The sequence below is a fragment of the Methylobacterium sp. E-065 genome (assembly GCF_022829605.1).
Classification (GTDB): Bacteria; Pseudomonadota; Alphaproteobacteria; order Rhizobiales; family Beijerinckiaceae; genus Methylobacterium.
The window spans coordinates 30,239-55,595 of sequence record NZ_JAKSYD010000149.1; the positions used below are offsets into that span (position 1 = coordinate 30,239).

At 68.2% G+C, this 25,357-nt stretch carries 24 protein-coding genes; 14 read left to right on the plus strand and 10 right to left on the minus strand.

The window, feature by feature from the left end; translation table 11 throughout:
* Nucleotides 1–176 precede the first annotated feature (176 nt).
* The 4 genes from MKK84_RS19745 (at nucleotide 177) to MKK84_RS19760 (ending at nucleotide 6,704) form a co-directional block, all read left to right on the plus strand.
* The gene (locus MKK84_RS19745) at nucleotides 177–2,090 is read left to right on the plus strand and encodes an extracellular solute-binding protein (protein ID WP_243922717.1); all 1,914 of its coding nucleotides are present in this window, start codon (nucleotides 177–179) and stop codon (nucleotides 2,088–2,090) included.
* Nucleotides 2,087–3,940 (plus strand): extracellular solute-binding protein, encoded by a 1,854-nt coding sequence (locus MKK84_RS19750; RefSeq protein WP_243922719.1) that lies wholly within the window; start codon nucleotides 2,087–2,089, stop codon nucleotides 3,938–3,940. Before MKK84_RS19745 ends, MKK84_RS19750 begins: the two co-directional genes overlap by 4 nt.
* Nucleotides 3,941–3,944: 4 nt before the next feature.
* Entirely contained in the window at nucleotides 3,945–5,051 is a 1,107-nt protein-coding gene (locus tag MKK84_RS19755) for a microcin C ABC transporter permease YejB (protein WP_243922721.1), read from the plus strand.
* A gap of 225 nt (nucleotides 5,052–5,276) precedes the next feature.
* Entirely contained in the window at nucleotides 5,277–6,704 is a 1,428-nt protein-coding gene (locus MKK84_RS19760) for an FAD/NAD(P)-binding protein (RefSeq protein ID WP_243922723.1), read from the plus strand.
* A 57-nt stretch (nucleotides 6,705–6,761) separates the two neighbouring features.
* Here MKK84_RS19760 and MKK84_RS19765 read toward each other — a convergent pair whose 3' ends face one another.
* Nucleotides 6,762–7,550 (minus strand): AraC family transcriptional regulator, encoded by a 789-nt coding sequence (locus MKK84_RS19765; RefSeq protein ID WP_243922726.1) that lies wholly within the window; start codon nucleotides 7,548–7,550, stop codon nucleotides 6,762–6,764.
* Between the two features lie 62 nt (nucleotides 7,551–7,612).
* Here MKK84_RS19765 and MKK84_RS19770 point away from each other — a divergent pair, with 62 nt between their 5' ends.
* Together MKK84_RS19770 and MKK84_RS19775 are read left to right on the plus strand one after the other, a co-directional pair.
* Nucleotides 7,613–8,809 carry an MFS transporter gene (locus MKK84_RS19770; protein WP_243922728.1) on the plus strand — a complete coding sequence of 399 codons (1,197 nt, stop codon included), beginning with the start codon at nucleotides 7,613–7,615 and terminating at the stop codon, nucleotides 8,807–8,809.
* 64 nt (nucleotides 8,810–8,873) lie between these two features.
* On the plus strand, nucleotides 8,874–9,377 hold the full coding sequence (locus tag MKK84_RS19775) for a GNAT family N-acetyltransferase (RefSeq protein WP_243922730.1): 504 nt from the start codon (nucleotides 8,874–8,876) through the stop codon (nucleotides 9,375–9,377).
* A 119-nt stretch (nucleotides 9,378–9,496) separates the two neighbouring features.
* On the opposite strand, the gene MKK84_RS19780 is transcribed toward MKK84_RS19775, so the two are convergent.
* Nucleotides 9,497–10,678, minus strand: coding sequence for a multidrug effflux MFS transporter (locus tag MKK84_RS19780; protein WP_243922732.1), 1,182 nt, complete (start codon nucleotides 10,676–10,678; stop codon nucleotides 9,497–9,499).
* 127 nt (nucleotides 10,679–10,805) lie between these two features.
* On the minus strand, nucleotides 10,806–11,792 hold the full coding sequence (locus tag MKK84_RS19785) for a c-type cytochrome (protein ID WP_243922734.1): 987 nt from the start codon (nucleotides 11,790–11,792) through the stop codon (nucleotides 10,806–10,808).
* Between the two features lie 331 nt (nucleotides 11,793–12,123).
* On the opposite strand from MKK84_RS19785, the gene MKK84_RS19790 reads away from it, so the two are divergent.
* Both MKK84_RS19790 and MKK84_RS19795 read left to right on the plus strand, forming a co-directional pair.
* Nucleotides 12,124–12,867, plus strand: a complete 744-nt coding sequence (locus MKK84_RS19790; protein ID WP_243922736.1) for a 3-deoxy-manno-octulosonate cytidylyltransferase — start codon at nucleotides 12,124–12,126, stop codon at nucleotides 12,865–12,867.
* 22 nt (nucleotides 12,868–12,889) lie between these two features.
* A complete protein-coding gene (locus MKK84_RS19795; protein WP_243922738.1) occupies nucleotides 12,890–13,747 on the plus strand; it encodes a prephenate dehydratase in 858 nt (285 codons plus the stop codon).
* Between the two features lie 58 nt (nucleotides 13,748–13,805).
* On the opposite strand, the gene MKK84_RS19800 is transcribed toward MKK84_RS19795, so the two are convergent.
* The 3 genes from MKK84_RS19800 to MKK84_RS19810 all read right to left on the minus strand — a co-directional run bounded on the left by MKK84_RS19800 (nucleotide 13,806) and on the right by MKK84_RS19810 (nucleotide 15,246).
* On the minus strand, nucleotides 13,806–14,213 hold the full coding sequence (locus MKK84_RS19800; RefSeq protein ID WP_243922739.1) for a type II toxin-antitoxin system HicB family antitoxin: 408 nt from the start codon (nucleotides 14,211–14,213) through the stop codon (nucleotides 13,806–13,808).
* A 33-nt stretch (nucleotides 14,214–14,246) separates the two neighbouring features.
* Nucleotides 14,247–14,426 (minus strand): type II toxin-antitoxin system HicA family toxin, encoded by a 180-nt coding sequence (locus MKK84_RS19805; RefSeq protein ID WP_243922742.1) that lies wholly within the window; start codon nucleotides 14,424–14,426, stop codon nucleotides 14,247–14,249.
* A gap of 94 nt (nucleotides 14,427–14,520) precedes the next feature.
* Nucleotides 14,521–15,246, minus strand: a complete 726-nt coding sequence (locus MKK84_RS19810; RefSeq protein ID WP_243922744.1) for a tyrosine-protein phosphatase — start codon at nucleotides 15,244–15,246, stop codon at nucleotides 14,521–14,523.
* Between the two features lie 194 nt (nucleotides 15,247–15,440).
* On the opposite strand from MKK84_RS19810, the gene MKK84_RS19815 reads away from it, so the two are divergent.
* Nucleotides 15,441–15,947, plus strand: coding sequence for a GNAT family N-acetyltransferase (locus MKK84_RS19815; protein WP_243922747.1), 507 nt, complete (start codon nucleotides 15,441–15,443; stop codon nucleotides 15,945–15,947).
* A gap of 113 nt (nucleotides 15,948–16,060) precedes the next feature.
* Nucleotides 16,061–16,594 carry an inorganic diphosphatase gene (ppa, locus tag MKK84_RS19820; protein WP_243922749.1) on the plus strand — a complete coding sequence of 178 codons (534 nt, stop codon included), beginning with the start codon at nucleotides 16,061–16,063 and terminating at the stop codon, nucleotides 16,592–16,594.
* Nucleotides 16,595–17,402: 808 nt separating this feature from the next.
* Here the strand turns inward: ppa and MKK84_RS19825 are convergent.
* Together MKK84_RS19825 and MKK84_RS19830 are read right to left on the minus strand one after the other, a co-directional pair.
* The gene (locus tag MKK84_RS19825; protein ID WP_243922751.1) at nucleotides 17,403–17,567 is read right to left on the minus strand and encodes a hypothetical protein; all 165 of its coding nucleotides are present in this window, start codon (nucleotides 17,565–17,567) and stop codon (nucleotides 17,403–17,405) included.
* 94 nt (nucleotides 17,568–17,661) lie between these two features.
* Nucleotides 17,662–18,174, minus strand: a complete 513-nt coding sequence (locus tag MKK84_RS19830) for an META domain-containing protein (RefSeq protein WP_243922753.1) — start codon at nucleotides 18,172–18,174, stop codon at nucleotides 17,662–17,664.
* 244 nt (nucleotides 18,175–18,418) lie between these two features.
* Here MKK84_RS19830 and MKK84_RS19835 point away from each other — a divergent pair, with 244 nt between their 5' ends.
* The 4 genes from MKK84_RS19835 to MKK84_RS19850 all read left to right on the plus strand — a co-directional run bounded on the left by MKK84_RS19835 (nucleotide 18,419) and on the right by MKK84_RS19850 (nucleotide 21,032).
* A complete protein-coding gene (locus MKK84_RS19835; RefSeq protein WP_279599618.1) occupies nucleotides 18,419–18,694 on the plus strand; it encodes an XRE family transcriptional regulator in 276 nt (91 codons plus the stop codon).
* Between the two features lie 162 nt (nucleotides 18,695–18,856).
* Nucleotides 18,857–19,594 carry a PIG-L deacetylase family protein gene (locus MKK84_RS19840; RefSeq protein WP_243922757.1) on the plus strand — a complete coding sequence of 246 codons (738 nt, stop codon included), beginning with the start codon at nucleotides 18,857–18,859 and terminating at the stop codon, nucleotides 19,592–19,594.
* Nucleotides 19,591–20,184, plus strand: coding sequence for a class I SAM-dependent DNA methyltransferase (locus MKK84_RS19845; RefSeq protein WP_243922759.1), 594 nt, complete (start codon nucleotides 19,591–19,593; stop codon nucleotides 20,182–20,184). The genes MKK84_RS19840 and MKK84_RS19845 overlap by 4 nt, the downstream gene beginning before the upstream one ends.
* Nucleotides 20,181–21,032, plus strand: coding sequence for a glycosyltransferase family 2 protein (locus MKK84_RS19850; protein ID WP_243922761.1), 852 nt, complete (start codon nucleotides 20,181–20,183; stop codon nucleotides 21,030–21,032). The genes MKK84_RS19845 and MKK84_RS19850 overlap by 4 nt, the downstream gene beginning before the upstream one ends.
* Nucleotides 21,033–21,386: 354 nt before the next feature.
* Here MKK84_RS19850 and MKK84_RS19855 read toward each other — a convergent pair whose 3' ends face one another.
* Together MKK84_RS19855 and MKK84_RS19860 are read right to left on the minus strand one after the other, a co-directional pair.
* Nucleotides 21,387–22,358, minus strand: coding sequence for an HpcH/HpaI aldolase/citrate lyase family protein (locus MKK84_RS19855; RefSeq protein ID WP_243922763.1), 972 nt, complete (start codon nucleotides 22,356–22,358; stop codon nucleotides 21,387–21,389).
* Nucleotides 22,359–22,520: 162 nt separating this feature from the next.
* A complete protein-coding gene (locus tag MKK84_RS19860) occupies nucleotides 22,521–25,271 on the minus strand; it encodes a phosphoenolpyruvate carboxylase (protein ID WP_243922765.1) in 2,751 nt (916 codons plus the stop codon).
* Between the last annotated feature and the right edge of the window lie 86 nt (nucleotides 25,272–25,357).

The following is a 25,357-nucleotide window of genomic DNA, read 5'->3' on the forward strand; positions in this document are numbered from 1 at the left end:
TTGGCGCGCGGCACACGCACATCTCCTTCCCCTGAAGAGGGGGAGGGAGAGCCCGCGCCATTCCTGCTCCCGTGGCGCGTGTGCGGGCGCGCTCGACGTGCGGGGCACCCTCGGCCTAAGAGCTTCAGCAAACGGCGGCGATCCACGCCGATTCCAACACCGGAGACAGCCTGCCCGTGACAGCGCAGACCGTGACTGGACGCCTCCTCGCCGCGACACTCCTCGTCGCCTGCCTGCAGCTCAACCCGGCCCGTGCGCAGGAACCGGCCGCGATGCCGTCCGATCCGCCGACAATGCCCGCCGCCACCGGCCAGTGGACTCACGCCCTGACGCTGATGGGCCAGCCGAAATACGGACCCGACTTCAAGCATTTCGACTATGCCGACCCCGCCGCCCCCAAGGGCGGGATGGTGCGTCTTGGCGCCCAAGGCGGCTTCGACAACTTCAATATCATCGTGTCCGGCCTGAAGGGCGATCTCGAGAACGGCATCCAGCAGATCTACGATCCGCTGATGACCCAGTCTTCGGACGAGCCGTTCACCTCCTACGGCCTGGTCGCCGAGGCGGTGCGGGTCGCCCCCGATCTCGGCTCGGTCTCCTATCGCCTGCGCGAGAACGCCCGCTGGCACGACGGCAAGCCGATCACCCCCGAGGACGTGGTCTGGTCCTTCGACATCCTGAAGGCCAACAGCCCGTTCTATGCGGCCTATTACCAGACGGTCGCGAAGGCAGAGGCGACCGGGCCGCACGAGGTGACCTTCACCTTTTCGGAGACAGGCAACCGCGAGCTGCCGCAGGTGATCGGGCAATTGCGCATCCTGCCCAAGCACTGGTGGACCGCAAAGGACGCCAACGGCAAGCAACGCAATCCAACCGAGACCACGCTCGAGCCGCCGCTCGGCTCCGGCCCCTACCGGCTGGCCAAGTTCGATCCCGGCCGCAGCGCCAGCTACACCCGCGTGCCCGATTACTGGGGCCAGGATCTGCCGGCCAATGCCGGGCATTACAACTTCGACACCGAGCGGTTCGAGTATTTTCGCGACGGCACCGTGCTGGTCGAGGCGCTGAAGGGCGATCTCTACGATTTCCGCAACGAGAACGTCGCCCGGAACTGGGCGACCGCCTACGACGACTTTCCGGCCGTGAAGGAGGGCCGCCTGATCAAGGAGGCTTTCCCCGACCGAGGCATGGGCATCATGCAGGCCTTCGTGTTCAACACGCGGAAGGACAAGTTCAAGGACCCGCGCGTGCGCCGGGCCTTCAACCTCGCGATGAACTATGAGGAGATGAACAAGGCCCTGTTCTACGGGCTCTATAACCGCATCAACTCCTACTTCTTCGGCTCGGAGCTGGCCTCGTCGGGCCTGCCGGAGGGCGACGAGAAGGCGATCCTCGAGTGCGTCAAGGATAAGATCCCGGCATCGGTCTTCACCACGCCCTACACCAACCCGGTGAACGACGGACCGGTGGCCGTGCGCAAGAACCTGCGCGAGGCGGTCGGCCTGCTGCGCGAGGCGGGCTACGAGCAGCGTGGCGGCAAGATGGTCAACAAGGCGACCGGCGAGCCGCTCACCGTCGAGTTCCTGGAATTCCAGAACACCTTCGAGCGGGTGATCCTGCCGTTCTCGGCGCAGCTGAAACTGATCGGCATCGACACCACCCTGCGGGTGATCGATCCGGCGCAGTACCAGAACCGGATCCGCAACTTCGACTTCGAGATCACCACGTCGAACTGGGGCGAGTCGCTCTCCCCCGGCAACGAGCAGCGGGAGTACTGGGGCTCGGCGGCGGCCGACAAGCCCGGTTCGCGCAATCTGATCGGCATCAAGGATCCCGGCATCGACGCGCTGATCGAGAAGGTGATTTTTGCGAAAGACCGGCCGACCGTGATCGCTGCCACCCGGGCGCTCGACCGGGTGCTGCTCGCCCACGATTACGTCGTGCCGCAATGGTCCTCGAACCAGCAGCGGACCCTGCGCTGGAACCGGTTCGGCCACCCGGCGATCCTGCCGCTCTACGCCAGCTCCGGTTTCCCGACGACGTGGTGGTACAACCAAGCGCTCGCGGCCAAGACCGGGGCGCCCCGTTGACGGGCGCGCTCCGACGACCGACCCGGCGCGGCGTCGTCCTCGGCGCCGGCGCCCTCGCGCTTATCCGGCCGGCGCAGGCCGAGGAGGCGGAGCGCCACGGCCTCTCGAGCTTCGGCGCGCTGAAGTACCCCCCCACCTTCGAGCATTTCGACTACGTGAACCCGATGGCGCCGCGCGGCGGCCGCTTCTCGGCGACGCTCTCCGGCACGACCGGCAACCAAGCGTTCAACACCTTCAACACGCTCAACATCTTCGTGCTGCGCGGCGAAGGCGCCGCCGGCATGATTCTGACCTTCGACAGCCTGATGGTCCGGGCCTTCGATGAGCCGGACGCGATTTACGGTCTGGTGGCGCGCGCCGTCACGGTGAGCCCGGACGGCCTGACCTACACATTCTCGCTGCGCCCGCAGGCCCGGTTCCACGACGGCTCGCGGCTCACCGCGCGCGATGCCGCCTTCAGCCTCAAGCTGTTGCGCGACAAGGGTCACCCGGAGATCTCCGAGATGATCCGCGCCATGCAGGATGCCCGAGCCGAGGGCGACGACCGCCTCGTCGTGACCTTCGAACCCGGCCGCGCCCGGGACCTGCCGCTGTTCGTGGCGCAATTGCCGATCTTCTCTGCGGCCTATTATGGCGCCCGCGATTTTGAGGCATCGACACTGGAGCCGCCGCTCGGCTCAGGCCCCTACCGGGTCGGCACGGTCGATGTCGGCCGCTCGATCGGGCTGGAGCGGGTACAGGATTACTGGGCTGCCGACTTGGCCGTGAATGTCGGCCAGAACAACTTCGATACGATCCGCTACGAGTATTTCCGTGATCGCACCGTGGCGTTCGAGGCGTTCAAGAGCGGCGCCTTCACGTTCCGGGAAGAATTCACCGCCCGGGTCTGGGCCACCGGCTACGACTTCCCGGCCCGCGCCGAGGGTCGCGTGACACTCGAGACCGTGCCGGACGCACGGCCGAGCGGCACGCAAGGCTGGTGGATCAACACCCGCCGGGACACGTTCCGCGACCCGCGGGTGCGCGAGGCGATCGGCCTGTGTTTCGACTTCGAGTGGTCGAACCGGAACCTGATGTACGGCGCCTATACCCGCACGGCCTCGTTCTTCGAGAACTCGGACCTCAAAGCCTCGGGAAAACCCTCGGCCGGGGAACTCGCGCTGCTGGAGCCGCTGAAGGATTTGCCGCCGGAGGTGTTCGGCGAGGCCTGGGCGCCGCCGGTCTCGGACGGGTCCGGCCAGGACCGGGCGCTGCTCAAGCGCGCCGATGCGCTGCTGCGCGAGGCCGGCTGCACCCGCTCCGGCGGCAGCCTCCTGCTTCCGGGCGGACGTCCGCTGACGATCGAGTTCCTGGACGATGATCCGGTCTTCGATGCGGTGACGCAGCCATTCATCCGCAACCTCGGGCTGCTCGGCATCAAGGCGACCCTGCGCGTGGTCGACCCTTCGCAATACCAGACACGGCTCAAGGATTTCGACTTCGACGTCTCGCCGCGCCGCTACAGCAGCGGTCTGACGCCCGGCGCGGAGTTGCGCGAGACCTACGGCTCCCGGGCGGCCAAGACGGCGGGCTCGAACAACCTGTCGGGGATCGCGGACCCCGCCATCGACGCGCTCCTCACCGCCATCGCCGACGCCAAGTCCCGGGCGGATCTCACCGCCGCCTGCCAGGCCCTCGACCGGGTGCTGCGCGCCGGGCGCTACTGGGTGCCGATGTGGTACGCCTCGACCCACCGCCTCGCCCTGTGGGATGTCTACGGCCGGCCGGCGAACCCGCCACAATACGAGCTCGGCGCGCCGTCAACGTGGTGGTTCGACGCCGACAAGGCCAAGCGGATCGGGCGGGAATGACGCGATGATCGCCTACATCCTGCGTCGCATCGGCCTGATGATCCCGACCCTGCTGGGGATCATGCTGATCACCTTCACGATCATCCAGTTCGCCCCCGGCGGCCCGGTGGAACGGGTGCTGTCGCAGCTCCAGGGCCAGCGCGACGGGGCGATGTCCCGCGTGACCGGCGGCGGCGGCGATCTCGGCGGCGGCAGCCGGCCCGCGGGCAGTGGCGGCGAGGCGAGTTCGCGATATCGCGGCGCGCAAGGCTTGAGCCCGGAATTCATCGCCAAGCTGGAGAAGCAGTTCGGCTTCGATAAGCCGGCACCCGAGCGCTTCGCCAAGATGATCTGGGACTATGTCCGGTTCGATTTCGGCCGCAGCTATTTTCGCGACGTAACGGTGATCCAGCTCATCAAGGAGCGCCTGCCGGTCTCGATCTCGCTGGGCCTGTGGATGACGCTGCTGTCCTACGCGATCTCGATCCCCCTCGGCATCCGCAAGGCTGTGAAGGACGGCGAGCGGTTCGACCGCTGGACTTCTTTCGTGGTGATCATCGGCTACGCGATCCCGGGCTTCATGTTCGGGCTGATGCTGATCATCTTGTTCGCGGGCGGCTCGTTCTATCAGTGGTTCCCGCTGCGCGGCCTGACCAGCGAGGGATGGGAAGATTTTTCGACCTGGCACAAGGTGACCGACTACGCGTGGCACATGGTGCTGCCGCTGACCGCACTCGTGATCGGCGCCTTCGCGACCTCGACGCTTCTCACCAAGAACTCGTTCCTCGACGAAATTCGCAAGCAATACGTGCTGACCGCGCGGATGAAGGGGCTGTCGGAACGGCGGGTGCTTTACGGACACGTTTTCCGCAACGCGATGCTGATCGTGATCGCGGGTTTCCCCGGGGCCTTCATCTCGGCCTTCTTCACCGGCTCGCTGCTGATCGAGACGATTTTTTCGCTGGATGGGCTCGGGGAACTGTCGTTCCGGGCGATCGTCGGGCGCGACTACCCGGTGGTGTTTGCCACGCTCTACATCTTCTCGTTGCTTGGGCTGGCGGTGAACCTGCTGTCCGACCTGATCTATGTCTGGATCGACCCACGGATCGACTTTTCCGCGCGGGCGACATGAAGACCTTTTAGATTATTTGCATGCAAATGTAGGATGTGGTACGCGTAAAATTATTCCAGATTAGGTAGAAATAAAAAATTTCATCTCGATCCCGGCCCCTTCAACCTGCATCTGCTGGGCTGACTTAGATCGTCTTTGCTGGCAATAATACCGCAGGCCCGATCCTGAGCTGCACCTTTAGGCAAACGGATCGGGGTACTGTTTTCCGGCGCGGGCTCATCGTCGATGTTTGACCAGGACGAAACGACGAAATCCGAGCCGCGTCATCATCCGATCGCCGTCATCGGAGCAGGCTTCAGCGGTACGATGGCGGCGGTACAGTTGCTCGCGCGCTTGCCACAGCACCAGCCGGTTCTGTTGTGTGAACGCGCGGAGCGCTTCGGCAGCGGTCGCGCCTACTCAACCGAGAACCCCGACCACCTGCTCAACGTGCGCGCCGCCAACATGAGCGCCTATCCCGACCGGCCGTCTCATTTCGAAGACTGGCTCCTGGAGATCGGCGAGGGTGAGATGGGAGCCGGCGCCAGCGACCCTGCGATCGGGCATGGCCGCGATGGCATCCGGCAGACCCCGGCTGGGACCTTCGCGGCACGCGGGCTGTACGGAGATTATCTAGCGGGAATTCTGACCGAAGCGATGACAAGCGGTACGCCGCCGCGCCTGCACCTGCTCAACGACCTGATCATCGACATCGTGCCGGACGAGAACCGTCTGGTCCTGGTTGCCGAGGGCGGCCAACGCGTCGAAGTCGCCGGTGCGGTGCTGGCGATGGGCAACCTTGCCCCGCCCCATGAACCGGCAAGCCGCTTCCGTGTAGATCCGTGGCGTCCAGAGCCATACGGACGGCTGCATCCCGATCATCCGGTTCTCATCATCGGCACCGGTCTCAGCATGGTCGACGCGGTGATCAGTCTTCGGCGCCACGGCTTTTCCGGACAGATCTTCGCGCTCTCGCGGCGGGGTCAGATCCCGGCCGTCCATGAACGCACTGATCCCTGGCCGCGTCCGGACTTCACCGCCGCCGAAGCCCGCTCACTCAACCGGCTTCTGGCCCGGATTCGTCGGGAAGTCGCCTCTGCGGCTCAAGCTGGTATCGGCTGGCGTGGGGTGATCGACGCCTTGCGGCCGGTCACGGACGCCCTGTGGCTCGGACTTCCGCAAGCCGACAAGGCCCGATTCCTGCGCCATCTCCGCCCGTTCTGGGACACGCATCGGCACCGCGCCGCGCCGCCCGTGGGAGCCGCCATCGCCCGCGAGATCAAAGCCGGCGCTCTGCAGATTCAGGCCTGCAAGCTGGTGGCGATCGAGGATCAGGCAGGCGAAGCCCGTGTCATTTACCGTCCGCGGGGTGCATCCGAACGCAAGACCCTCGGTGTGCAGCTCATCCTCGATGTTCGCGGCGTCGGTCGTGTTGCCGATACGGCCGACCCGCTCCTGCGCAATCTGATCGGTCGCGGCCTTGTACAAGCCGGCCCGTTCGGCCTGGGCCTCGCCGTGCGTCCCGATCTGACGGTCATGGGCGCTTCCGGCACTCCAGCGCGCCTCTGGACGCTGGGCCCGCTGCTCCGCGGCGCATACTGGGAATGCACGGCCGTGCCGGATATCCGCAACCAAGCCGTCGACCTGGCCCAGTCCGTCGCGGCAACGCAGTGACAGTCTGGGTTACTGTGACCCCTGCGAGGACGTGAGAGTCGTTCCCAATCAGGTCACTCAGCGCCCAGGGCGCACACCCAGAACCCGCGCCACGGTCAGGCGCAGAGCCTGGGCGCTCCGATACCCCACCGCCGCCGCCACGGCAGCGGGCGCCCGTCCCTCGGCGGTGAGCGCCAGCGCGCGGATCACCCGGGCGCGGGCCCGCCAATCGCCGAAGCTCAGGCCCGTTTCCGTGCGAAAGCCCCGGGTCAGCGTGCGCCGGCTCGCCCCAGCGCGGTCGGCCCAGGCGTCGAGGTCGTCCTCCGAGGCCGGATCCTCGATCAGACCCAGGCAGACCCGGCGCAGGCGCGGATCGCGCGGCAGCGGCAGCGTGAGCGGCGTCGCGGGCGCGCGGGCGATCTCGTCGACCACCAGGGCCGCGAGATGGCCGCCGCGGCCGTCCTCCGTGTAGAGCACCGGCTCCTCGGCCAAAGCCGTCAGGGCTGCCGCGAGGAGCCGCGACACCGCGATCACACGGCAGCCCGTCGGGAAGCCCACGACCGCGGCGGGATCGAGATACGCTGAGCACATCGACACCGCGCCGTGGGTCGCCACCGCGTGCGGCAGGCGTGGCGGAATCCACAGAGCATGGCCCTCCGGTACGACCCAGGTGCCATCCTCCGCCGAAGCCATCATCAGGCCCGCGGTCGCGTAGAGGAGTTGCGCCCGCGGGTGGAAATGCCGGTCAAGCACCATCCCGGCCGCATAGGCCTTGGGCATCACCGCGACCGCGCGTGGCACGTCCTGATAGTCAGCCGCATTTGTGGATCGCCCGACGTGGGATGAAAACGGCCCGTTCGCATACATATCCGGCCCGACACCTCCATCGGGTCAGGCTATCAGGGTCCGATCCTGGAGGATACGCCGCGATGGATTCGGACACCCTGTCCCGCCGCACCCTGCGCTTCGTCAACGTCGCGCACGCCCTCGACCACTTCGTGCTGCTGATCTATCCGACCGCGGTGATCGCCATCGCGAGCCAGACGGGGCTCGGCTACGGCGAGTTGATCGGGCTTGCCACCGGCGCTTTCGTGGCCTTCGGCTTGTGCTCGCTGCCGATGGGATCGCTCGCCGACCGGTTCGGCCGCCGCACCATGCTGGCGGTGTTCTTCTTCGGTTACGGCCTGTCGTGCCTCGGCGTCGCCACCGCCTCGACGCCGCTCGCCTTCGCACTCTGGCTCTGCGTGCTCGGAGTGGCCTCGGCGATCTATCATCCGGTCGGCTCGGCCATGCTGGTGACCCATGCCCGGCGACTGGGCCGCGACCTCGGGCTCAACGGCGTCTGGGGCAATTTCGGCGCAGCCTCGGCCTCCGGCGTCACGGCGCTGCTCGCGGCGACCGTCAGTTGGCGCGCGGCCTTCGTAGTGCCGGGCCTGATCTGCCTCGCCTGCGGGACCGCGTTCCTAGCGCTGGTGCCGGGCGACGGCGACGCGGCGGGGAAGAAGGCCGGCGGCGCCGCCGTGCTCCCGGTGACGAGGCCCTGGGCCCTGATGGCGATGTTCGCCCTGGCGATCTTCGCGGGCGGCCTGACCTTCAACCTGACCACGATCAGCCTGCCCAAGGTGATCGACGAGGGGGTCGGCCACGCCCTGCCGCTGGCGCTCACCGGCTCGATCGCTACCGTGGTGTTCCTGTTCGGCGCGCTGATGCAGCTTGCCATGGGCCGCCTGATCGACCGCTACAGCTTGCCGGCCCTGTTCGTAGCGTTGTCGGTGTTGCAACCGCTCGGCCTCGGGATCGCGGCGTTCAACACGGGCCTGCCGCTGCTCGCGGGGCTCGTGATCGCCATGACGGCCATCTACGGGCAGGTGGTGATCAACGACGCCATGATCGCGCGCTACGTGCCCGCCGCCTACCGTGCCCGGGCCTACAGCGTGCGCTACTTCGTGGGCTTCACGGCGAGCGGCTTCGTGGTGCCGGCGATCGCGCTGCTGCACGACCGCGGCGGCTTCGGGCTGGTGCTGGGCGTAGCCTCGGCCTGCGGCGCGGTGGTCTGGCTCTCGGCGATCGGCTTCCTGAAGCTGACGCAGGCAGCCGACCGGCCCGCCTTGGCCGCCGCTGAGTAGCCCGGCGGTTTGCGGGTCGGGCCCTGCGCTGCTACGCGGCGGCCATTCGATCCGAAAGCGCCCCGTGACCGCCTTGTCCCTCGTCATCCGGCCCGAGCAGCCGGAGGACGCCCCCGCCATCGAGCGCCTCCAGGCCCGAGCCTTCGGCCCCGGCCGCTTCGCCCGAACCGCCTATCGGCTGCGCGAGGGCGCGGCCGAGCGGATGGATCTCGGCGTCACCGCGTGGGTGGGCAGCTTCCTGGTCGGTTCTGTGCGGATGGGCCCGGTGCGAGACGGTGCGATGCCCTTCGTGATGCTCGGGCCGCTCGCGGTCGATCCGAGCTTCGAAGGCCGCGGCATCGGCGGCACCCTCACCCGCGCGGCGATCGACGCGGCGCGGCAGGCGGGCGACGGGCTGGTGATCCTGGTGGGGGATGCGCCCTACTACAGCCGCTTCGGCTTCGATCCGGTCCCACCGGGGCGGCTGACCCTGCCGGGCCCGGTCGATCCGGCACGCCTGCTCTGGCTGGAGCTGATCGAGGGTTTTCGCGACGGTGTCGCCGGCCCGGTCGAGGCGATCCGAGCCTGACAACGGGATCCCAAAGGGCCGAGGCCCTTGGGCGGGTTGTCAGGGCAGCGCCATCACGTGCCTTCGCAGGGCTCTGCCCTGCACCCGCGAAAGGTCTCGACCTTTCGAAACCATGACGGTCACGCCCGTCGCAGCGCCAGGGCGGCGATCAGCCCGGCTGCAAGCAGCGCCAGCGCCACCGGCGTCGCCGAGGTGGCGGGCCACGCGGAGGCGGCCGCCGTGAAGATGGCCCCGAAGCTCATCTGCGTGAAGCCGTAGAGGCTGGAGGCCGAGCCAGCCGCGTGCGGATCGACGTTCATCAGCCCGGCCACCGCGTTGGGGCTGAGCAGGCCGACGCCGACCGCGTAGGCGAAGAGCGGCACGATCAGGCTGACGACACCGAGCATCCCGGTCCGGTCGACCACCAGCAGGGTCAGAGCCGCCGCGATGCAAAGGATGTTGCCGCGCCGCGCCGCCTTCCGGATCGGCACCCGCGCGGCCAGCCGGCTGGCCAGCACCGCGCCGCCGACCATGCCGAACACCACGATGAGGCAATCGAACCCGACCTCCTGCGACGAGCGTCCGAGGCGGTCCACGAGCAGGAACGGCGCCACCGCCAGGAAGGCGTAGAGGCTGGTGCCGCCGCAGGCCCCCGCCACGAGATAGGCGCGAAAAACCGGGACTCGCACGAGCCGCAGGTAGCCGGCCAACACAGCGACAAAGCCGGGCAGCGCCACCTTGTGCCGGTTGGTCTCAGGCAGGGTGAACACCACCAGCGCGCCGAGCACTGCAACGAGGCCGGCCAGCACCACGAACACCGCCCGCCAGCCGAAGGCCTCGTTGACCACACCGCCAATGGCGGGCGCCAGCGCAGGGGTGAGCGTCATCGCGGTGGTGAGGATCGCCAGCTTGCGGGCGGCATCCTCGCGGGTGGAGACGTCGCGCACCATGGCGCGACCGATCACCAGCGAGCCGCAGGCGCCGAGTGACTGGAGCACCCGCGCCACGAGCAGCACGCCGATATTCGGCGCCGGGATCGCCAGCAGCAGCCCGGCAAGGTAGAGGCCGAGCCCGCCGATCAGGATCGGCCGCCGTCCGTACCGATCCGAGAGCGGACCATAGAGGAGTTGACCGCCCGCGAGGCCAATCAGGTAGACCGTGATGGTGAGTTGCGCACCGGCCGCATTGGTGCCGAGATCGACCGCGACGGCCGCGAGCGCCGGCACGAAGATGTGCAGCGCCACCGTTCCGGTCATGGTCACGGCGACGAGCAGTGGGAGGGGCGCCCGGCGCTCCTGCCCATCGGGACTTCGGTCAGCCAAGGGGTCCTACGCGGGTTTCAATCCGGCAGGATGCCGGGGTGCAGCCCAGGAGCAAGGGTTGCGCCCAACGCCATGCCGGCGGAACGCGGCTGACAGGCGGAAGCCGGGATGCGCCCGGCCGGGCCCGTTACTCCTGCTTCGGAAGCGGCTGCGGGGTCGGCAGCGGCGCGTTCATATCCTTGGTCGGACCCCCGACCTCGAGATCCTTGGCCTTGTCGACCGCCTCGGGATCGGCCTTCGCAGCCGGCTCCTTGGCGACTGGCGCCGACGGGGCGGTCGGCTCGGCGGGGATGATGCTCGAAGGCTGGCCCTGCTGGTCGCTGTCATGGGCGCTGGCGGGCGGCGACGGGGCGTTGCGGTCGCTGGACTCGCTCGGCGCACGCGGGCTGCCCGGGGACTTCTGCTCGACCGGTTTGGCGGTGCTGGTATCGGCGGGCTTCGCCGGGCTGTCCTTGCCCTCGGAGGGCTTGGACGCGGCCGGCTGTGCAGCCGTCGGCTTGTCGGCCGGTGCGGCGGCCGGCTTCTCTTCAGTCTTTGCAGCCGCCGGGGTCGCCGCAGGCGGCGCCTCGGACTTCTCGACGGCCGGCAGCGGCTTCGGAGTTTCCGCGTTCGTGCGCAGGTAGGCGATGACGTTGGCGCGCTCCTGGGGCGAGGCGATGCCGGCGAAAGCCATCTTGGTGCCCTTCACGTAGCCCTTCGGGTTCGCCAGGAACTCGTCGAGATCCGCATAGGTCCAGGCGCCGCCCTTCTCCTTCAAGGCCGCCGAGTACTCGAAGCCCGCATGCGCGCCCTTCGGCCGCTCAACCACCCCGTACAGGGCGGGGCCGACCTTGTTCGGGCCGTCCTTCTCGAAATTGTGGCAGGCATGGCAGGCCTTGGTGCCGGCCTCGCCTTTCTCGACATTGGCGCTCGCGAGCCGGACCGCGATCGGCTCGACCTTGGCCTCCGGCGCAGCGTTGGCGGCGGCCTCCGGCTGTGGCTCGGGCAGGTCGTAGCCGGCCTTGCCTGCCGGTTTTGGATGGTAGATCAATTCGGCGACGAAACCCGATCCGGCCGCGAACAGCAGGGCGCCGAGGACAGCGCCCAGGACTTTGTTCACCTCGAACGAGTTCATGCTCTTCTCGCGTCTCGGCCCGGCCCTGTCGCGCACCTGACATGGGCGAGCGAGTTCGAACGCCGGACATTGGAAGATTTCGAGGTTGCCTTAGCCGTTCAGAGCGGTTCCTGACAATGCCGCCGACGACCCCCGCGTCGCTCCGGCGCAGAATTGTGCAATCGAATCGTCAAGCTTGTCACCGGGCGGCATCTTTTCGCCGATGCGGTGTCCCGGCCGAGGGATCGACGAGGGGACGACAACCGGAAGCCGGCCTGTTAAGCAGCCCGCCCGCACGCGGGCGGGGCTGTTCGACCCGCGCCACAGGTGCGAATCGTCGGGTCCGAACGCGATGTCCGATCCCCTGGTCCTGATTCCGGCGCGCCTCGCGGCGACCCGGCTCCCCGACAAGCCGCTGGCCGACATCGCCGGCGAGCCGATGATCGTCCATGTCTGGCGCCGAGCCGTCGAGGCCGGGATCGGCCCCGTGGTGGTGGCCACCGACACGGCGGAGATCGCCCGGGTCGTGGAGGCCGTGGGCGGCCTCGCGGTGATGACCCGCTCCGACCACCCGTCCGGCTCCGACCGGCTGGCCGAGGCGCTGGATATCGTCGATCCGGAGGGGCGCCACGACGTGGTCGTCAATGTGCAGGGCGACCTGCCGACCATCGATCCGGCGATCATCGGCGCTTCGATCCTGCCGCTCGCCGACCGGACCGTCGACATCGTGACGCTCTGCGCGCCGATCACCGATCCGCACGAGGCCGACAACCCGAACGTCGTGAAGCTGGTCGGCCACGCGGTTGGACCCGGGCGGCTGCGCGCCCTCTATTTCACCCGCGCCCGCGCGCCCTGGGGCGACGGGCCGCTCTGGCACCATATCGGCCTTTACGCGTACCGCCGGACCGCGCTCACCCGCTTCGTCGCCCTGCCGCCGGGGGAGCTTGAGCTGCGCGAGAAGCTGGAGCAGCTCCGGGCGCTGGAGGCCGGCATGCGCATCGACGCCGTAATCGTGGACGACCTGCCGCTGGGCGTCGACACCCCCGCCGACCTGGAGCGCGCCCGCGCCCTGCTCCAGGGCCGACGCCTGAACTGATCGCCTGACGAACCTTCGAGCCATGACAGACCGCACCATCGCCTATCAGGGGGAACCCGGGGCCAACTCGCATATCATCTGCGCGCAGGCCTATCCGGACTGGACGCCGCTGCCCTGCCCTAGCTTCGAGGACGCCTTTGCGGCGGTCACGGAGGGCCGGGCCCAGCGCGCCATGATCCCGATCGAGAATTCGATCGCGGGCCGGGTCGCCGATATCCACCATCTGATCCCGCTCTCGCCGCTGCACATCGTGGCCGAGCATTTCCTGCCGATCCATTTTCAGCTGATGGTGCTGCCGGGCACGCCGATCGAGGCCCTCAAGAGCGTCCACAGCCACGTCCATGCGCTGGGCCAATGCCGGCGGATCATCCGCCGCCTCGGGCTGAAGGCCGTGGTGGCGGGCGACACCGCGGGTGCGGCCCGGGAAATCAAGGAATTCGGGGATCCGAGCCGGGCGGCGCTGGCGCCTGCACTGGCTGCCGAAGTCTACGGCCTCGACATCCTGGCGCGCGACGTCGAGGACGAGGTGCACAACACCACCCGCTTCGTGGTGTTCTCTCCCGAGGCCGAGCCGGTGGCACCCGGGACGGGGCCTTGCGTGACGAGCTTCGTGTTCCGGGTGCGCAACATTCCGGCGGCGCTCTACAAGGCGCTGGGCGGCTTCGCGACGAACGGCGTCAACATGTCGAAGCTTGAGAGCTACATGATAGACGGCGAGTTCACCGCCACGCAATTCTACGCGGAGGTGGACGGCCACCCCGAGGATCCGGGCCTCGCCCGCGCCCTCGATGAGCTCGCCTTCTTCTCCCGCGAGCTGCGGGTGATCGGCACCTATCCGGCCCATCCATTCCGCGAGGCGGCAAGGCCGGCGGCGGAGTAGGCGCAGATCCCTCGCGAGGCACAGCGTTCGGTGACAAACCGGGTTTCCGCGATCGTGTTCAGCGCTCGGCCGCGCTCGTGAGGGCCGCCTCGATAAAAGCCGAACGGGTGAGCCCCCTGGCTTCGGCTGCCTCATCGGTCAGCCGCAACAGGCCCTTGTCGATCATGATGTTGATGCGCACGCGTTCGCCGGGGACCCGCCGCGGGATGACGAGTTGCAACAGGGCGTCCTTTAGATCCTCGGCGACAGACGGATCCGTACGAAGCTCCGACAGAGTGCGTGCCGGTGGCAACGGTGCGCCGTCCGCAATCACCATAGCGAGATGCCCCGAAAGGGCCTCGCGCGCCGCGTCTGCCGCGGCTTCGAAGCTCGGGCCTGCCGAGACACAGCCGGGCACATCCGGGAACGTGACGCCCCACTCGGACACGCCGACAGGTGGATGGAGGAGGGCGATGTAAGCCGTCATGGATACCTGTGTCACACTTGCCAAGCGCATCGCTCATAATCCGGCCGTCCGCATGATGGCCTTGACCGTTTTGGGATGCATATCCTTCTTCGGATTTGGGATCGTAATCTTTCCTGATTTTGCCGGATGCTTGAAATGCCGGTGGCTTCCGGTAGTTGAATGCCAGATCCAGCCATCTTTCTCCAAGAGGCGGATCAGATCCTTCGCGTCCACAATGCGCTCACCCCGGTGCAGCAGGTGCTGGCCGGAGAAATGTGGAACAGGTGTGTAATGTTCGCAAGCACCGACAGGTTTATCGCTTGCAACCTCACTCCCGCCGCAGCACTCGGTCCACCGCGACATCCGACCAGAAGCCCGGCCGGAAATCCCGCTTCAACGCCTCCGGATCGTAGATCGTCTCGACCCAGGTGAGGAAGTCGATCCCCTTCGCCTCGCCCTCGATCCGGTAGCGGACGAAGAACGCGTCGAGGATGCCGGTCTTCGCGAAGCGCAGATGGCCGTATCGGGCCGAGAGCTGGCGCGCGGCTTCTGCGACGGGGCGGCCCTCGTGCAGGATCAGGTAGAGCGCCGAGGCGAGGCCGGCCCGGTCGGCGCCCGACTTGCAGTGCATCACGGCCGGGTAGTCGATACCGGCGAAGAACGCCTTGGCGGCCAGGATGGTCGCCCGGTCCGGCGCCTCTCGGGAGCGCAGCACGAACTCGACGAGCTTCAGCCCGTGGCGCTCGCAGGCCTCCCGCTGCAGGGGCCAGGAGCCGTGCTCGCGCCCGCCGCGGAGCGAGATGACCGTGCGCACGCCCTCGGCCCGGAAGCGGGCGAGCTGGTGCGGACCGGGCTGGGCGGAGCGCCAGAGCGCCCCCGAGCCGACCCGGTGGCGGTTGAGGTAGGCGAGCCGGAACACGCCGTGATCCATCAACAGCATGTTGGCCCAGGCCCGCAGCCGGTCACCGGGGCCGGCGATCGGCCGCTCGAAGCGGGCGATTCGGGCCATGCGGCGCGCGTAGCGCGTCTCGGGCTTGAGGAAGCGGTTGAACAAAGCCGGGCTGCCGCGGGGAAGGAGCGCGGGCTCTAACAGTCGTCCGCCGAGCCGGCAATTCACCGGCGAACCGACCGGACCCCTGCCCCCCTCGTGTTCGGCGCCGATCTTGCCTTCACTCCGCCTGGATCGGCATCGAACCTGGGCGGACCGCGCGGGTTCTCCGCGGGTTGGACGAGGGGAGCCCGAAGCCCATGAGCACGCGCACCACGAGCATCCGCCGAGCCCGCGAGGCCGATCTCGGCGGCTTGTCGAAGGTGTTCGATGCGTCCTGGCGGGAGGCCTATCGCGGCCTCATCCCGGGTGTCGCCCTGGAACGCCTGATCGCAGGTCGGGACCGGGCGTGGTGGCAGGGCGCCCTGCGCCGGGGCCGCCCGGTCGCGATCATGGAGACCACTGACCACGTGGTCGGTTACGCGTCCTACGGGCGGACGCGCAGCCGGGCGCTGGGCACGGAGGCCGAGATCGATGAGTTGTATCTTCTGCCAGAATACCAGGGCGTCGGCCTCGGTCGCCGGCTGTTCCGGGCAGTCCGCAACGATCTCGCCGATCACGGCCTTACGCATCTCGGCGTCTGGAGCCTGGAGGACAATGACCGCGCTGGCGCCTTCTACGAGGGTCTCGGCGGCAAGCCGGGCCCGCGGGTGCTGGACCGGGTGGCGGGTGTTCCGCTGCCGAAGGTCGGCTACCTGTTCGGCTAACGTTTTCCCAGGCGCGTTGCGGAACCGTAGCGGCAACCGATTTGCAAGTTCGGGCCGCGCCTCTAAGAGAACCGGGACACGATCGGCACCCCGGATCCTGGAAGCGGAACGCCATGAAAATCGACGCCATCCCGCTCGGCAAGAAGCCGCCGCACGACGTCAATGTGATCGTCGAGGTGCCGCTCGGCGGCGAGCCGATCAAGTATGAAATGGACAAGGAGTCCGGCGCGCTGGTCGTCGACCGGTTCCTGTACACGCCGATGTTCTATCCGGGGAATTACGGCTTCATTCCCCATACCCTGTCGGGCGACGGCGATCCCTGCGATGTGCTGGTGGCCAACACCCGCGCGGTCCTGCCGGGCGCGATCATCAGCGCGCGCCCCGTGGGCGTGATGGTGATGCAGGATGAGGGCGGCGAGGACGAGAAAATCATCGCGGTCCCCTCCCGCCACCTGACCAAGCGCTACGACCGGGTCGAGAACTACACCGACCTGCCTGACATCACGATCCAGCAGATCCAGCACTTCTTCGAGCACTACAAGGATCTGGAGCCCGGCAAGTGGGTCAAGTTCGTCCGCTGGGGCGACAAGGAAGAGGCGCACCAGCTGATCGAACAGGCGATCGAGCGGGGCAAGACCAAGGCCTGATCCAACACTCTTGCGGGTCGGCGCCCCGTCCCGCGGTCGGGGCGGGGCCCGGCCCCGACGGCGATTTCCTGTCGCGGGAATGGCACGGCGCACCCAAGGCGCCGATGCTACGATTGCCTGTGCCAGAGGCGCTGATGGGTAAAAGATGGCTCGAATCCCGGTAATTCTCGGTCTCGTTGGCGTCCTGCTGATGCAGGACGCTGCGTCCGCAGCGGATCTACGCACGGTCGCGCCCCTCGGCGGTTTCCGGGCGACCTGTGAGGATCTCGGGACCTTCTGCTTCGCGGATGCCTGCGGCCGCGATCAGATCGAGGCCGCTCAGGGCTGCCGGGCGCGATGCCCGAGTGCGGCGATCATGAGCGTGACTCCGGCGACGTGCCCACGCCCGGAGACAGAGCGGTTTCCTGTCCTGCGCCGGCGCGGTTGAGCGTTGCCCCTTTCGTCTGTGCGCTGCCGCGGCCGGAAATGTACCTGTGTTAAAAAATCAAGCGCCCGCGGCAACGAAACGCGGAACGCGGCATTGACCAAGCTCAACGTGTTCACTGATCAACATAAGGGCGCGGACGGATGCTCGCGAATGCGCGCGATGCCCGCAGGCGAACGATGCGGACGAGCGATCTTCAACCGCCACGGGCGGGACTGAATTCAGACCCGGTTCTGTACGGTGTGGCTGCTGGTTTGGCAGCCCTGTTCCCGCTGGTGAAGGCCGGCAACGCTTCGGCCGAGCCGGCCCACGCTGGTCCATCGACACGGGCCAAGAGCACCGCCGACGCTGCGTGATTGGGGCGTGACGTGATGGGCGGTACCGTCAGCACGCGAGCCGGGCGAGAAGCAGCAGCGTCGCCATCACCGGAGCGGCGGCGGCAAGCCAAAGGGCGCCGGCGTGGATCCCGCCGGGCCCTAGAAAGCGCACACTCCGTGCCACACCGGGGCGCAGATCCGCGCCGCGCCCGATACCGATCCCGACTGGCATCCATGGCCTCCTCGATACCCGAGGAGTAGGAACCGAAACCCGCCAAGACCGTCTGAATCCCCGCCGGCCTTCGTGCAGCGTGGTGAACGGCCGCTTAAAGGGCGCGGTCGAACTTCAGCTCACCGTTCGGGCTCTTCAGGACCAGCTGAGAGCCGACGAGGTCCCACACCGCCGAGGTGCGCAGGGCAACGAAGAAAGCCTGTTCGGTGGCCGCGAGGCCCTTGTCGCAGTTCTTCTTGGTCAGCGCGAGCGGACCGACCGCGATGTGCTGCTCCTTCAGCGGAAAAGCGGTCGCCGCGAAGGTGTTGCAGCCACCGTAGCCGCGGGCGCGGTACTGTTTGTCGATGATGAAGCTCGGCCGGTCGCCGCCTGCGAACGGCTTGCCGTTGAGGCTGACGGCCGTCCACGTCGAATCGAGCGGGAAGATCTTCTCGCTGGCCTTGGCCCCCGGCACGTACTGGGGCTTCTTCTCGTCTTCGCCGCCTGGACGGCGGTTGCCTTTACCGAAACCCGTGGGAGACCCCATCTGGGCCTGCGCCTGCGTCGCCGCGGTCAGACCCGCAGCCAGAACCGTGCAGGCCAAGGTTGCGATCAGCACCCCTCTCATCGTTCAGTCCCCATCTCGCGCGCTCTGCGCTCAGGTCATTCCAAATCCGGACGCGCCGCTAAGCGCGGTCCGATTCCCCGCGCTGCGACGGATGCGACAGGATTTCAGCACAATTGTGGTCGAGCGCCCTATACCGTGCCCGGAAACGATCCGCGACGGCCATCGTTGTTGTTGATTGGAGATCGGGAGAGTGACCTTGGTAGGATCGGACGAGGGTGCACAGAGCGGGGCGGGCACGCCGGCGATGAGCCCGGCCCAATCGCGGGCGGCGCGCGGTCTGCTCGGATGGTCCGAGGCGGATCTGGCCGTGAAGGTTGGCTTCGACGAGAGGCTCGTGCGCGACTTCGAGGCTGGCTACGGCAATTCGCCAAGCGGACAGATCGAGGCCCTGCGCAGTGCGCTCTGCGCGGCGGGCGCGGTGTTCACGGATGCGCCGACGCCGGGTGTCCATTTGGCGAACGCGCCGGGGATCGACGAGGGAACCCGTCTCGGTGCGCTCACCACCGAGAACGACCGGTAACCGTCAGCACAGCGAGCGCGTCGCTAAGGGCGCGTTCAGACGCTCGGGTCGATAGCCGAGGCCAAGCCCCGCACGCTGCTTGGAGCGAACCTTGACCGACCCTCTCAGCCCCCCGCTCCGAGATGCCGCGCGTTCCGCACCCCTCCGGACGGCGGCTCGCTGATGCGTGCCGATGCATTCTTGGCTGCGGCCGACGCCCTTCCTCTGGCGAGCCTCGACAGGCTGGTCGGGGCCGGTGGTCTGGTCATCGTGGCGCCCCATCCCGACGATGAGAGCCTCGGCTGCGGCGGTCTGATCGCCGCGGCGCGGGCAGCCGAGCGGCCCGTTCGCCTCGTCGTGGTGAGCGACGGCTGCGGCTCCCATACGCATTCCCAGCTCTATCCGCCCGAGAAGCTCCGCACCCTGCGCGAGGCCGAGACCGTGCGGGCAGTGGCGGTCCTCGGGATCGCAGCGGAGGACGTCACCTTCCTGCGCCTGCCCGATGCACAAGTGCCGAGCGACGGGCCGGTCGCCGAGGAGGCGGCGCGAGCGATCGCGCAGGCCGCCTCCGTTTGCAGCGCAAGCGCGGTGTTCGTGACTTGGCGGCATGATCCCCATTGCGACCACAAGGCGGCCGCCGCCATCGTCGGTCTCGCCCGGCCGCACATGCCGGGGGTGCGAGTCTACGAATATCCGGTCTGGGGCTGGACCCTGCCGCCCGAGACCGAGGTTGGCGCCGCGCCGATGGGCCTTCGCCTCGACGTGTCTGCGTATCGTGCAACCAAGGCCCGCGCCGTAGCGGCCCACGAATCGCAGACGACCGACCTGATCTCGGACGATCCTCAGGGGTTCCGGTTGGAGACCGCGATGATCGAACGGCTCTGCGGACCCTACGAGCGCTTCGTCGCGGTTTCGACATGAACCGGCGGACTGAAACCGTACCGCCCGATTACTTCGCCGGAATCTATGCCAGCGATCCGGATCCCTGGCGTTTCACCAGTTCGGACTACGAGCGCGACAAGTACGCCGCGACGCTCGCGGCGCTGCCGCGAGCGCGTTACCGGTCGGCTTTCGAGCCGGCCTGCTCGATCGGGGTGTTCACCCGCGCCCTCGCCGGGCGCTGCGACCGGCTGCTCGCCACCGACCTCGTTCCCTCTGCGGTGGACGCGGCCAGCGCCCGCTGCGCCGACCGACCCAATGTCGAGATCCGGCAGGGCGCCGTACCGGCCGACTGGCCCGAAGGCCAGTTCGACCTGATCGTGCTGTCGGAGTTCCTGTACTTCCTGGCACCACCGGATCTGGCTGCCCTGGTGCGCCGGATCGGGGATGCGATCGAACCCGGCGGCGACATCGTCCTGGTGCACTGGCTCGGGGTGACCGACTATCCGCAATCCGGCGACGAGGTCGCCGAAGCCGTCATTGCGCAGGCCGCCCCGTTCGCCGGCCTGCTGCACCAGTCGCGGACGGCCGAGTATCGGATCGATGTCCTACGCGCCGGGTCCACCGCGTGAGCGCCACGGTCATCACCCTCAACAAGGGACGGGACGCGCATCTCGCCCGCCTGCTTGAAGGGCTCGTCCGCGGGGCGCCCCCCGCGACCTGCGTCGTCGTGGAGATCGGCGACGCGCCGGCACCCCTTCCGGACCTGCCCTTCCCGGTTGAGCGGGTCCCGTTCCCCCATGCCGGCCTCCCGCTCGCGGCCGCACGCAATGCCGGCCGCCGGGCGGCCCAGACCGAAACGCTGGTCTTCCTCGATGTCGACTGCATCCCCTCGGCGGGCCTCGTCGCCGGCCTGTCCCGGGCCATCGCCGAACAGGACGGTCTGGTGTGCTGCGAGATCGGCTACCTGCCGGCCGGCGCCCTCGTGGATGGCTGGCGCGAGGGCGATCTGGATCGGCTGGGGCAGCCGCACCCGGTGCGCGTCTTCCCGGACGCTGGAGTTGTGACGGTCGCGCCGCAACCCGGGCTTTTCTGGTCGCTGGCCTTTGCGGTGCGCGCCGGGACTTATGACCGGCTCGGCGGATTCGACGAGTCGTTCTCGGGCTACGGCGCCGAGGACACCGACCTCGCGTTCCGTGCCGATGCGGCGGGGGTGCCGATCCTGTTCCTCGGCGGCCCGCGGGCCTACCACCAGCACCATCCGGTCTACGACCCGCCGCTTCAGCATTTTCGCGACATCGTGGCCAACGCAAGCCGCTTCCACGCCCGTCACGGCATCTGGCCGATGGACGGCTGGCTCGACGGGTTCGCGCGCCTCGGGCTCATCACCGCAGATTGGCGGGATGGAATCATAATCCGCCGCGAGCCGACGCCGGAGGAGATGGCGGCAGCGCGGCTGCCGGACACCAGGCCGTTCTGAACAGCACCATCCTTTCCCCTTGCGGGAGGGGTCGGCGCTTCGCGCGCTGGTTCTTGGCGAGGCGAAAGGCTTCGCCTATGTTCGGGAGTGGAGCCGGTGATGGCTACACCGGCTCCTGGCGATCACCCGTTAGGGTTTAGCCATGTCCAGAAAAGTGGATGAGCGGCGAGGCGGAGGCTGAAGCTCCACTCGCCGCTTTCTTTTCTGGCGATCGTCAGAACGATGACCATTCGTTCGACTCCCGTCCGCAACCAGCCGCGTGCGGCCAATCACGGGCGGGCTGGTGAGGCCCGCAGGACATTCGTACCTATGCGGCCTGAAGCGGCGCAACCGAAGTTGCGCCTCCCTGGCGGCTCAGCCCTTCATGGCATTAGCCTTCTCGATCAGCGCCTCGGCCATGCGGATCGAGGCGATGTCGATGAGGCGGCCGTCGAGCGAGACGGCGCCGCGGCCGGCCTTGGCGGCTTCCTGCATCGCTTCGAGGATGCGGCGGGCCTTGGTCACCTCGGCCTCGGAGGGGGTGAACACCTCGTTGGCGAGATCGATCTGCGAGGGGTGGATCGCCCACTTGCCCTCGAAGCCCAGCGCCGCGCAGCGGCGGGCCGCCGAGGTGTAGCCGTCCGGATCCGAGAAATCGCCGAACGGACCGTCGATCGGGCGCAGGCCGTAGGCGCGGCAGGCGATCAGCATCCGATTCTGGGCGAACAGCCACGGGTCCTGCCAATGGGTCTGGCGGTTGCCGGACTCGTCCTTGTCGGTGAGCACCGAGAAGTCGGGGTTTACGCCGCCGATCACGGTCGAGCGGGCGCGGGTCGAGGCGGCGTAGTCGGCCACGCCGAACGACATCGCCTCCAGGCGCTTCGACGACTGTGCGATCGCCTCGACATTGGCCATGCCGAGGGCGGTCTCGATCAGCACCTCGAAGCCGATCTGCTTCTCGCGCTTCTTGGCCTGCTCGATCTGGGTGACCAGCACGTCGATGGCGTAGACGTCCGCCGGCACGCCGACCTTGGGGATCAGCACCATGTCGAGCCGCGGACAGGCTTCGACGATGTCGACCACGTCGCGGTACATGTAGTGGGTGTCGAGACCGTTGATGCGGATCATCATGGTCTTGTCGCCCCAATCCAGGTCGTTGAGCGCCTGGATGATGTTGGTGCGGGCCTTCTCCTTGTCGTCGGGGGCGACGGCGTCTTCCAGATCGAGGAAGATCACGTCGGCGGACGAGGACGCCGACTTCTCCATGAAGGTCGGGTTGGAGCCCGGGACGGCCAGCTCGGAGCGGTGCAGGCGCGGCTTGGCCTGCTGGATCAGGGTGAAGCTCATGGGTGTTTCTCTCTCCTGGTGACGGTTCTGATGCCGGTGCGGGGTATCCGCTCGGCGGTGAAAGTGGCGCTCGTCAGGCTCGGCGACAGAGTGAGAGCGGATATTCGAGGACCGGCGCGTCCCCTCCCCCACTGCGGGCGAGGGAATGCGTCCGTGGTGGCCTCACCCGGTCGACCCGAAGCCGACCGCGATGCAGTTGATCGACAGCAGCAGGGCCGACTTCACCGCCTCGCGCCGGTCCTCGTCGGTCTCGGCGCGGTAGCGGGCGAGCAACTCCACCTGCTCGCTGCTCACCTGATTGATCGTGGGCAGGCGGCCCTTCAGGCGGTCGCGGAACAGCGGGAAACGCTCGGCCAGCTCCGCACCGCCGCTCACCCGCAGCACCATCTCGCGGGTCAGCGCGTACTCGGCCTCGATCATCCCGAAAATCCGGTCGCGGATGCCCGCATCCGGGACGAGGCCCGCATAGGCCCGGGCGATGTCGAGATCGACCATCATGAGCGTCTTCTCGACCTCGTCGAGGACGAGGCGGAGGATGCGGGACTCTTGGAACAGCCGCTTCAGGGTCGCCTCGCCCTCCCGGCCGCGCACGTCGATGAAGCTCGCGAGCCCGGAACCGACGCCGTACCAACCGGTGATCACGTGCCGGTTCTGCGACCACGCGAACACCCAGGGGATCGCCCGCAGGTCCGAGAGCGAGCGGGCACCGAAGCGACGCGCCGGACGCGAGCCGATGTTGAGGAGGGCGATCTCATCCAGCGGGCTCGCGGACTGGAAGTAATCGACCAAGCCCTCGGTCTGGAGGAGTTGCACGTAGGCCGCCCGGGACGCGCCGGCGAGCGCCTCCAGGGCGTCGTCATGGCCGGGGCTGGCCCGCTCGCCGTCGCCGGCCAGCGCGTGCTCGAACACCGAGGCCGCCAGAAGCTCCATCTGGTAGGCGGCGGTGCCGCGGTTAGCGTATTTGAACGAGACCACCTCGCCCTGCTCGGTGGTGCGGAACCGGCCGCGGATCGAGCCTGGCGGCTGGGCCATGATGCCCCGGTGGGTCGGCACGCCGCCGCGGCTCACCGAGCCGCCGCGTCCGTGGAAGAACGCGATGCCGATTCCGAGTTCCTGGCCGAGCCGGGTCAGCTTGCTCTGCGCCTTGTAGAGTTCCCAGTTGGCGGCGACGAATCCGCCATCCTTGTTGGAGTCGGAATAGCCGATCATCACCTCCTGAACCCCGCCCTGCCAGCGGGTGGAGCGGCGCACCACCGGCGTGCCGAGGAGCGCCCGCATGATCGCCGGGCCGGCGCGCAGGTCGTCGATGGTCTCGAACAGAGGCACGATCGGCAACGGGCAGATCTCGGTACCGGCCGCGTCGAGGAACACGCCGGCTTCCTTGGCCAGCAGGTAGGCGCCGAGCACGTCCTCAACCGAGCGGGTCATCGACAGCACGAAGGAACCGAAGGCCTCGCGGTCGAGGGCCTCACGCATCTCGGCGACCAGCGCGAAGGTGGCGAGCGTTTCCCGGGCGGCGTCGGGCAGATCCTCGAAGGAGCGCTCGGGATCGCGCGGCCGGGCGAGTTCCGTATCGAGCCACTGGCGCCACGCGGCCGAGCCGAGGGCGGGCGGCTCGCCGTCGCCATTGCGCTGGCGCCAGAGGGCGTGGAGCGTGTCGGTGGTCCGGGTGGTGTTCTCGCGCAGGTCGAGCCGGACTGTCGAGAAGCGGAAGATCTCCACCATCCGACGGACCGGGCGCACGAGATCGCGCGCGAGCGCCCCGCACTTGGCCTCGGTCAGGCCGCGCTCCAGGGTGCGCAGATCCTCGATCAGGCCGTCGGCGCTGGCATAGTCGGGGCCGGACGGGTGCTCGCCCTCGTTGCGCGCGATGGTCGCCTCGATCTTGCGCGAGACGCACGAGAGATACTGGCGGTAGGGCTCGCCCGGATTGCGCCGGGTGATCGCCCGGGCCTGACCGCTCTCGGCGAGCTGCCGGTCGAGTTCCGCGCGAAAGCTTTCGGGCAGCGGCAGCGAGCGCTCGGTCAGCGAAAGGGTACGACCCAATTCCCGCACGCCGTCGCGGTAGCGGGTCAGCGAGGCCAGCGCGTTGCGGTGCAGGGTCTGCCGGGTAACCGCCGCCGTGACGTAGGGGTTGCCGTCGCGGTCGCCGCCGATCCACGAGCCGAACTGGAAGAACGGCGGGACCCTGAATTCCGTGCCCGGATAGGTCTCGGCCAGCGCCTCGTGCAGGGCCTCCAACGTCTCGGGCAGCATCTCGAACAGGGTCTCGTCGAAGAAGTGCAGCCCCCAGGCCACCTCCCGCTCGACCGTGGCCTTCTCCAGGTGCAATTCGCCCGTCATCCAGACCAGCTCGATCTGGTCGCGCAACTCGTTCATGAGTCCGTTGCGCTCGCGATCGGTCCAGCGCGGCATTTCGAGTTCGCGCAGCACGAGATAGATGCGGCGGAATTTCTCCAGCACCGTCACCCGCTTGCCCTCGGTCGGGTGGGCGGTCAGCGTCGGGCGGATGCGCAGGTCGGTGAGCAGCGCCTGGATCTTCTCCGGGGGCACGCCCTGCTTGCGCGCGTCGGCGAACACCTTGGCGAAGGAGCCGCTGAGCGCGGCGCGCCCTTCGGTGCGCTCCACGTGGCGGCGGCGGCGCATCGCGGCGTTCTGCTCGGCGATGGAGATCAGCTGGAACCAGATGCCCTGCACCTGAAGGGCGCGCGCCAGCATCTGCGGCGAGAAGCGCGAGATGTCGGCCGTGCCGTGCAGGACCGCCTCGAGATCGGGGTCATGCTGGCGGGCAACGTCGAGCAGCGCCTGGAACAGGATGTCCAGCGCCTGCTCCGACGACGTGCCGACGATCACCGGCGGCGCGAAGGCCGTGGCATCGACGAGACCTGGGGTTGCGTGAAGGGTACGGGTCATAGGGCCACCTCGTGGCGCGCTGTCTACTCCCCTCTCCCTTGCGGGGAGGGGGTGGGGGGTGGGGGTGGCGCAGGAGGCACCGGAAC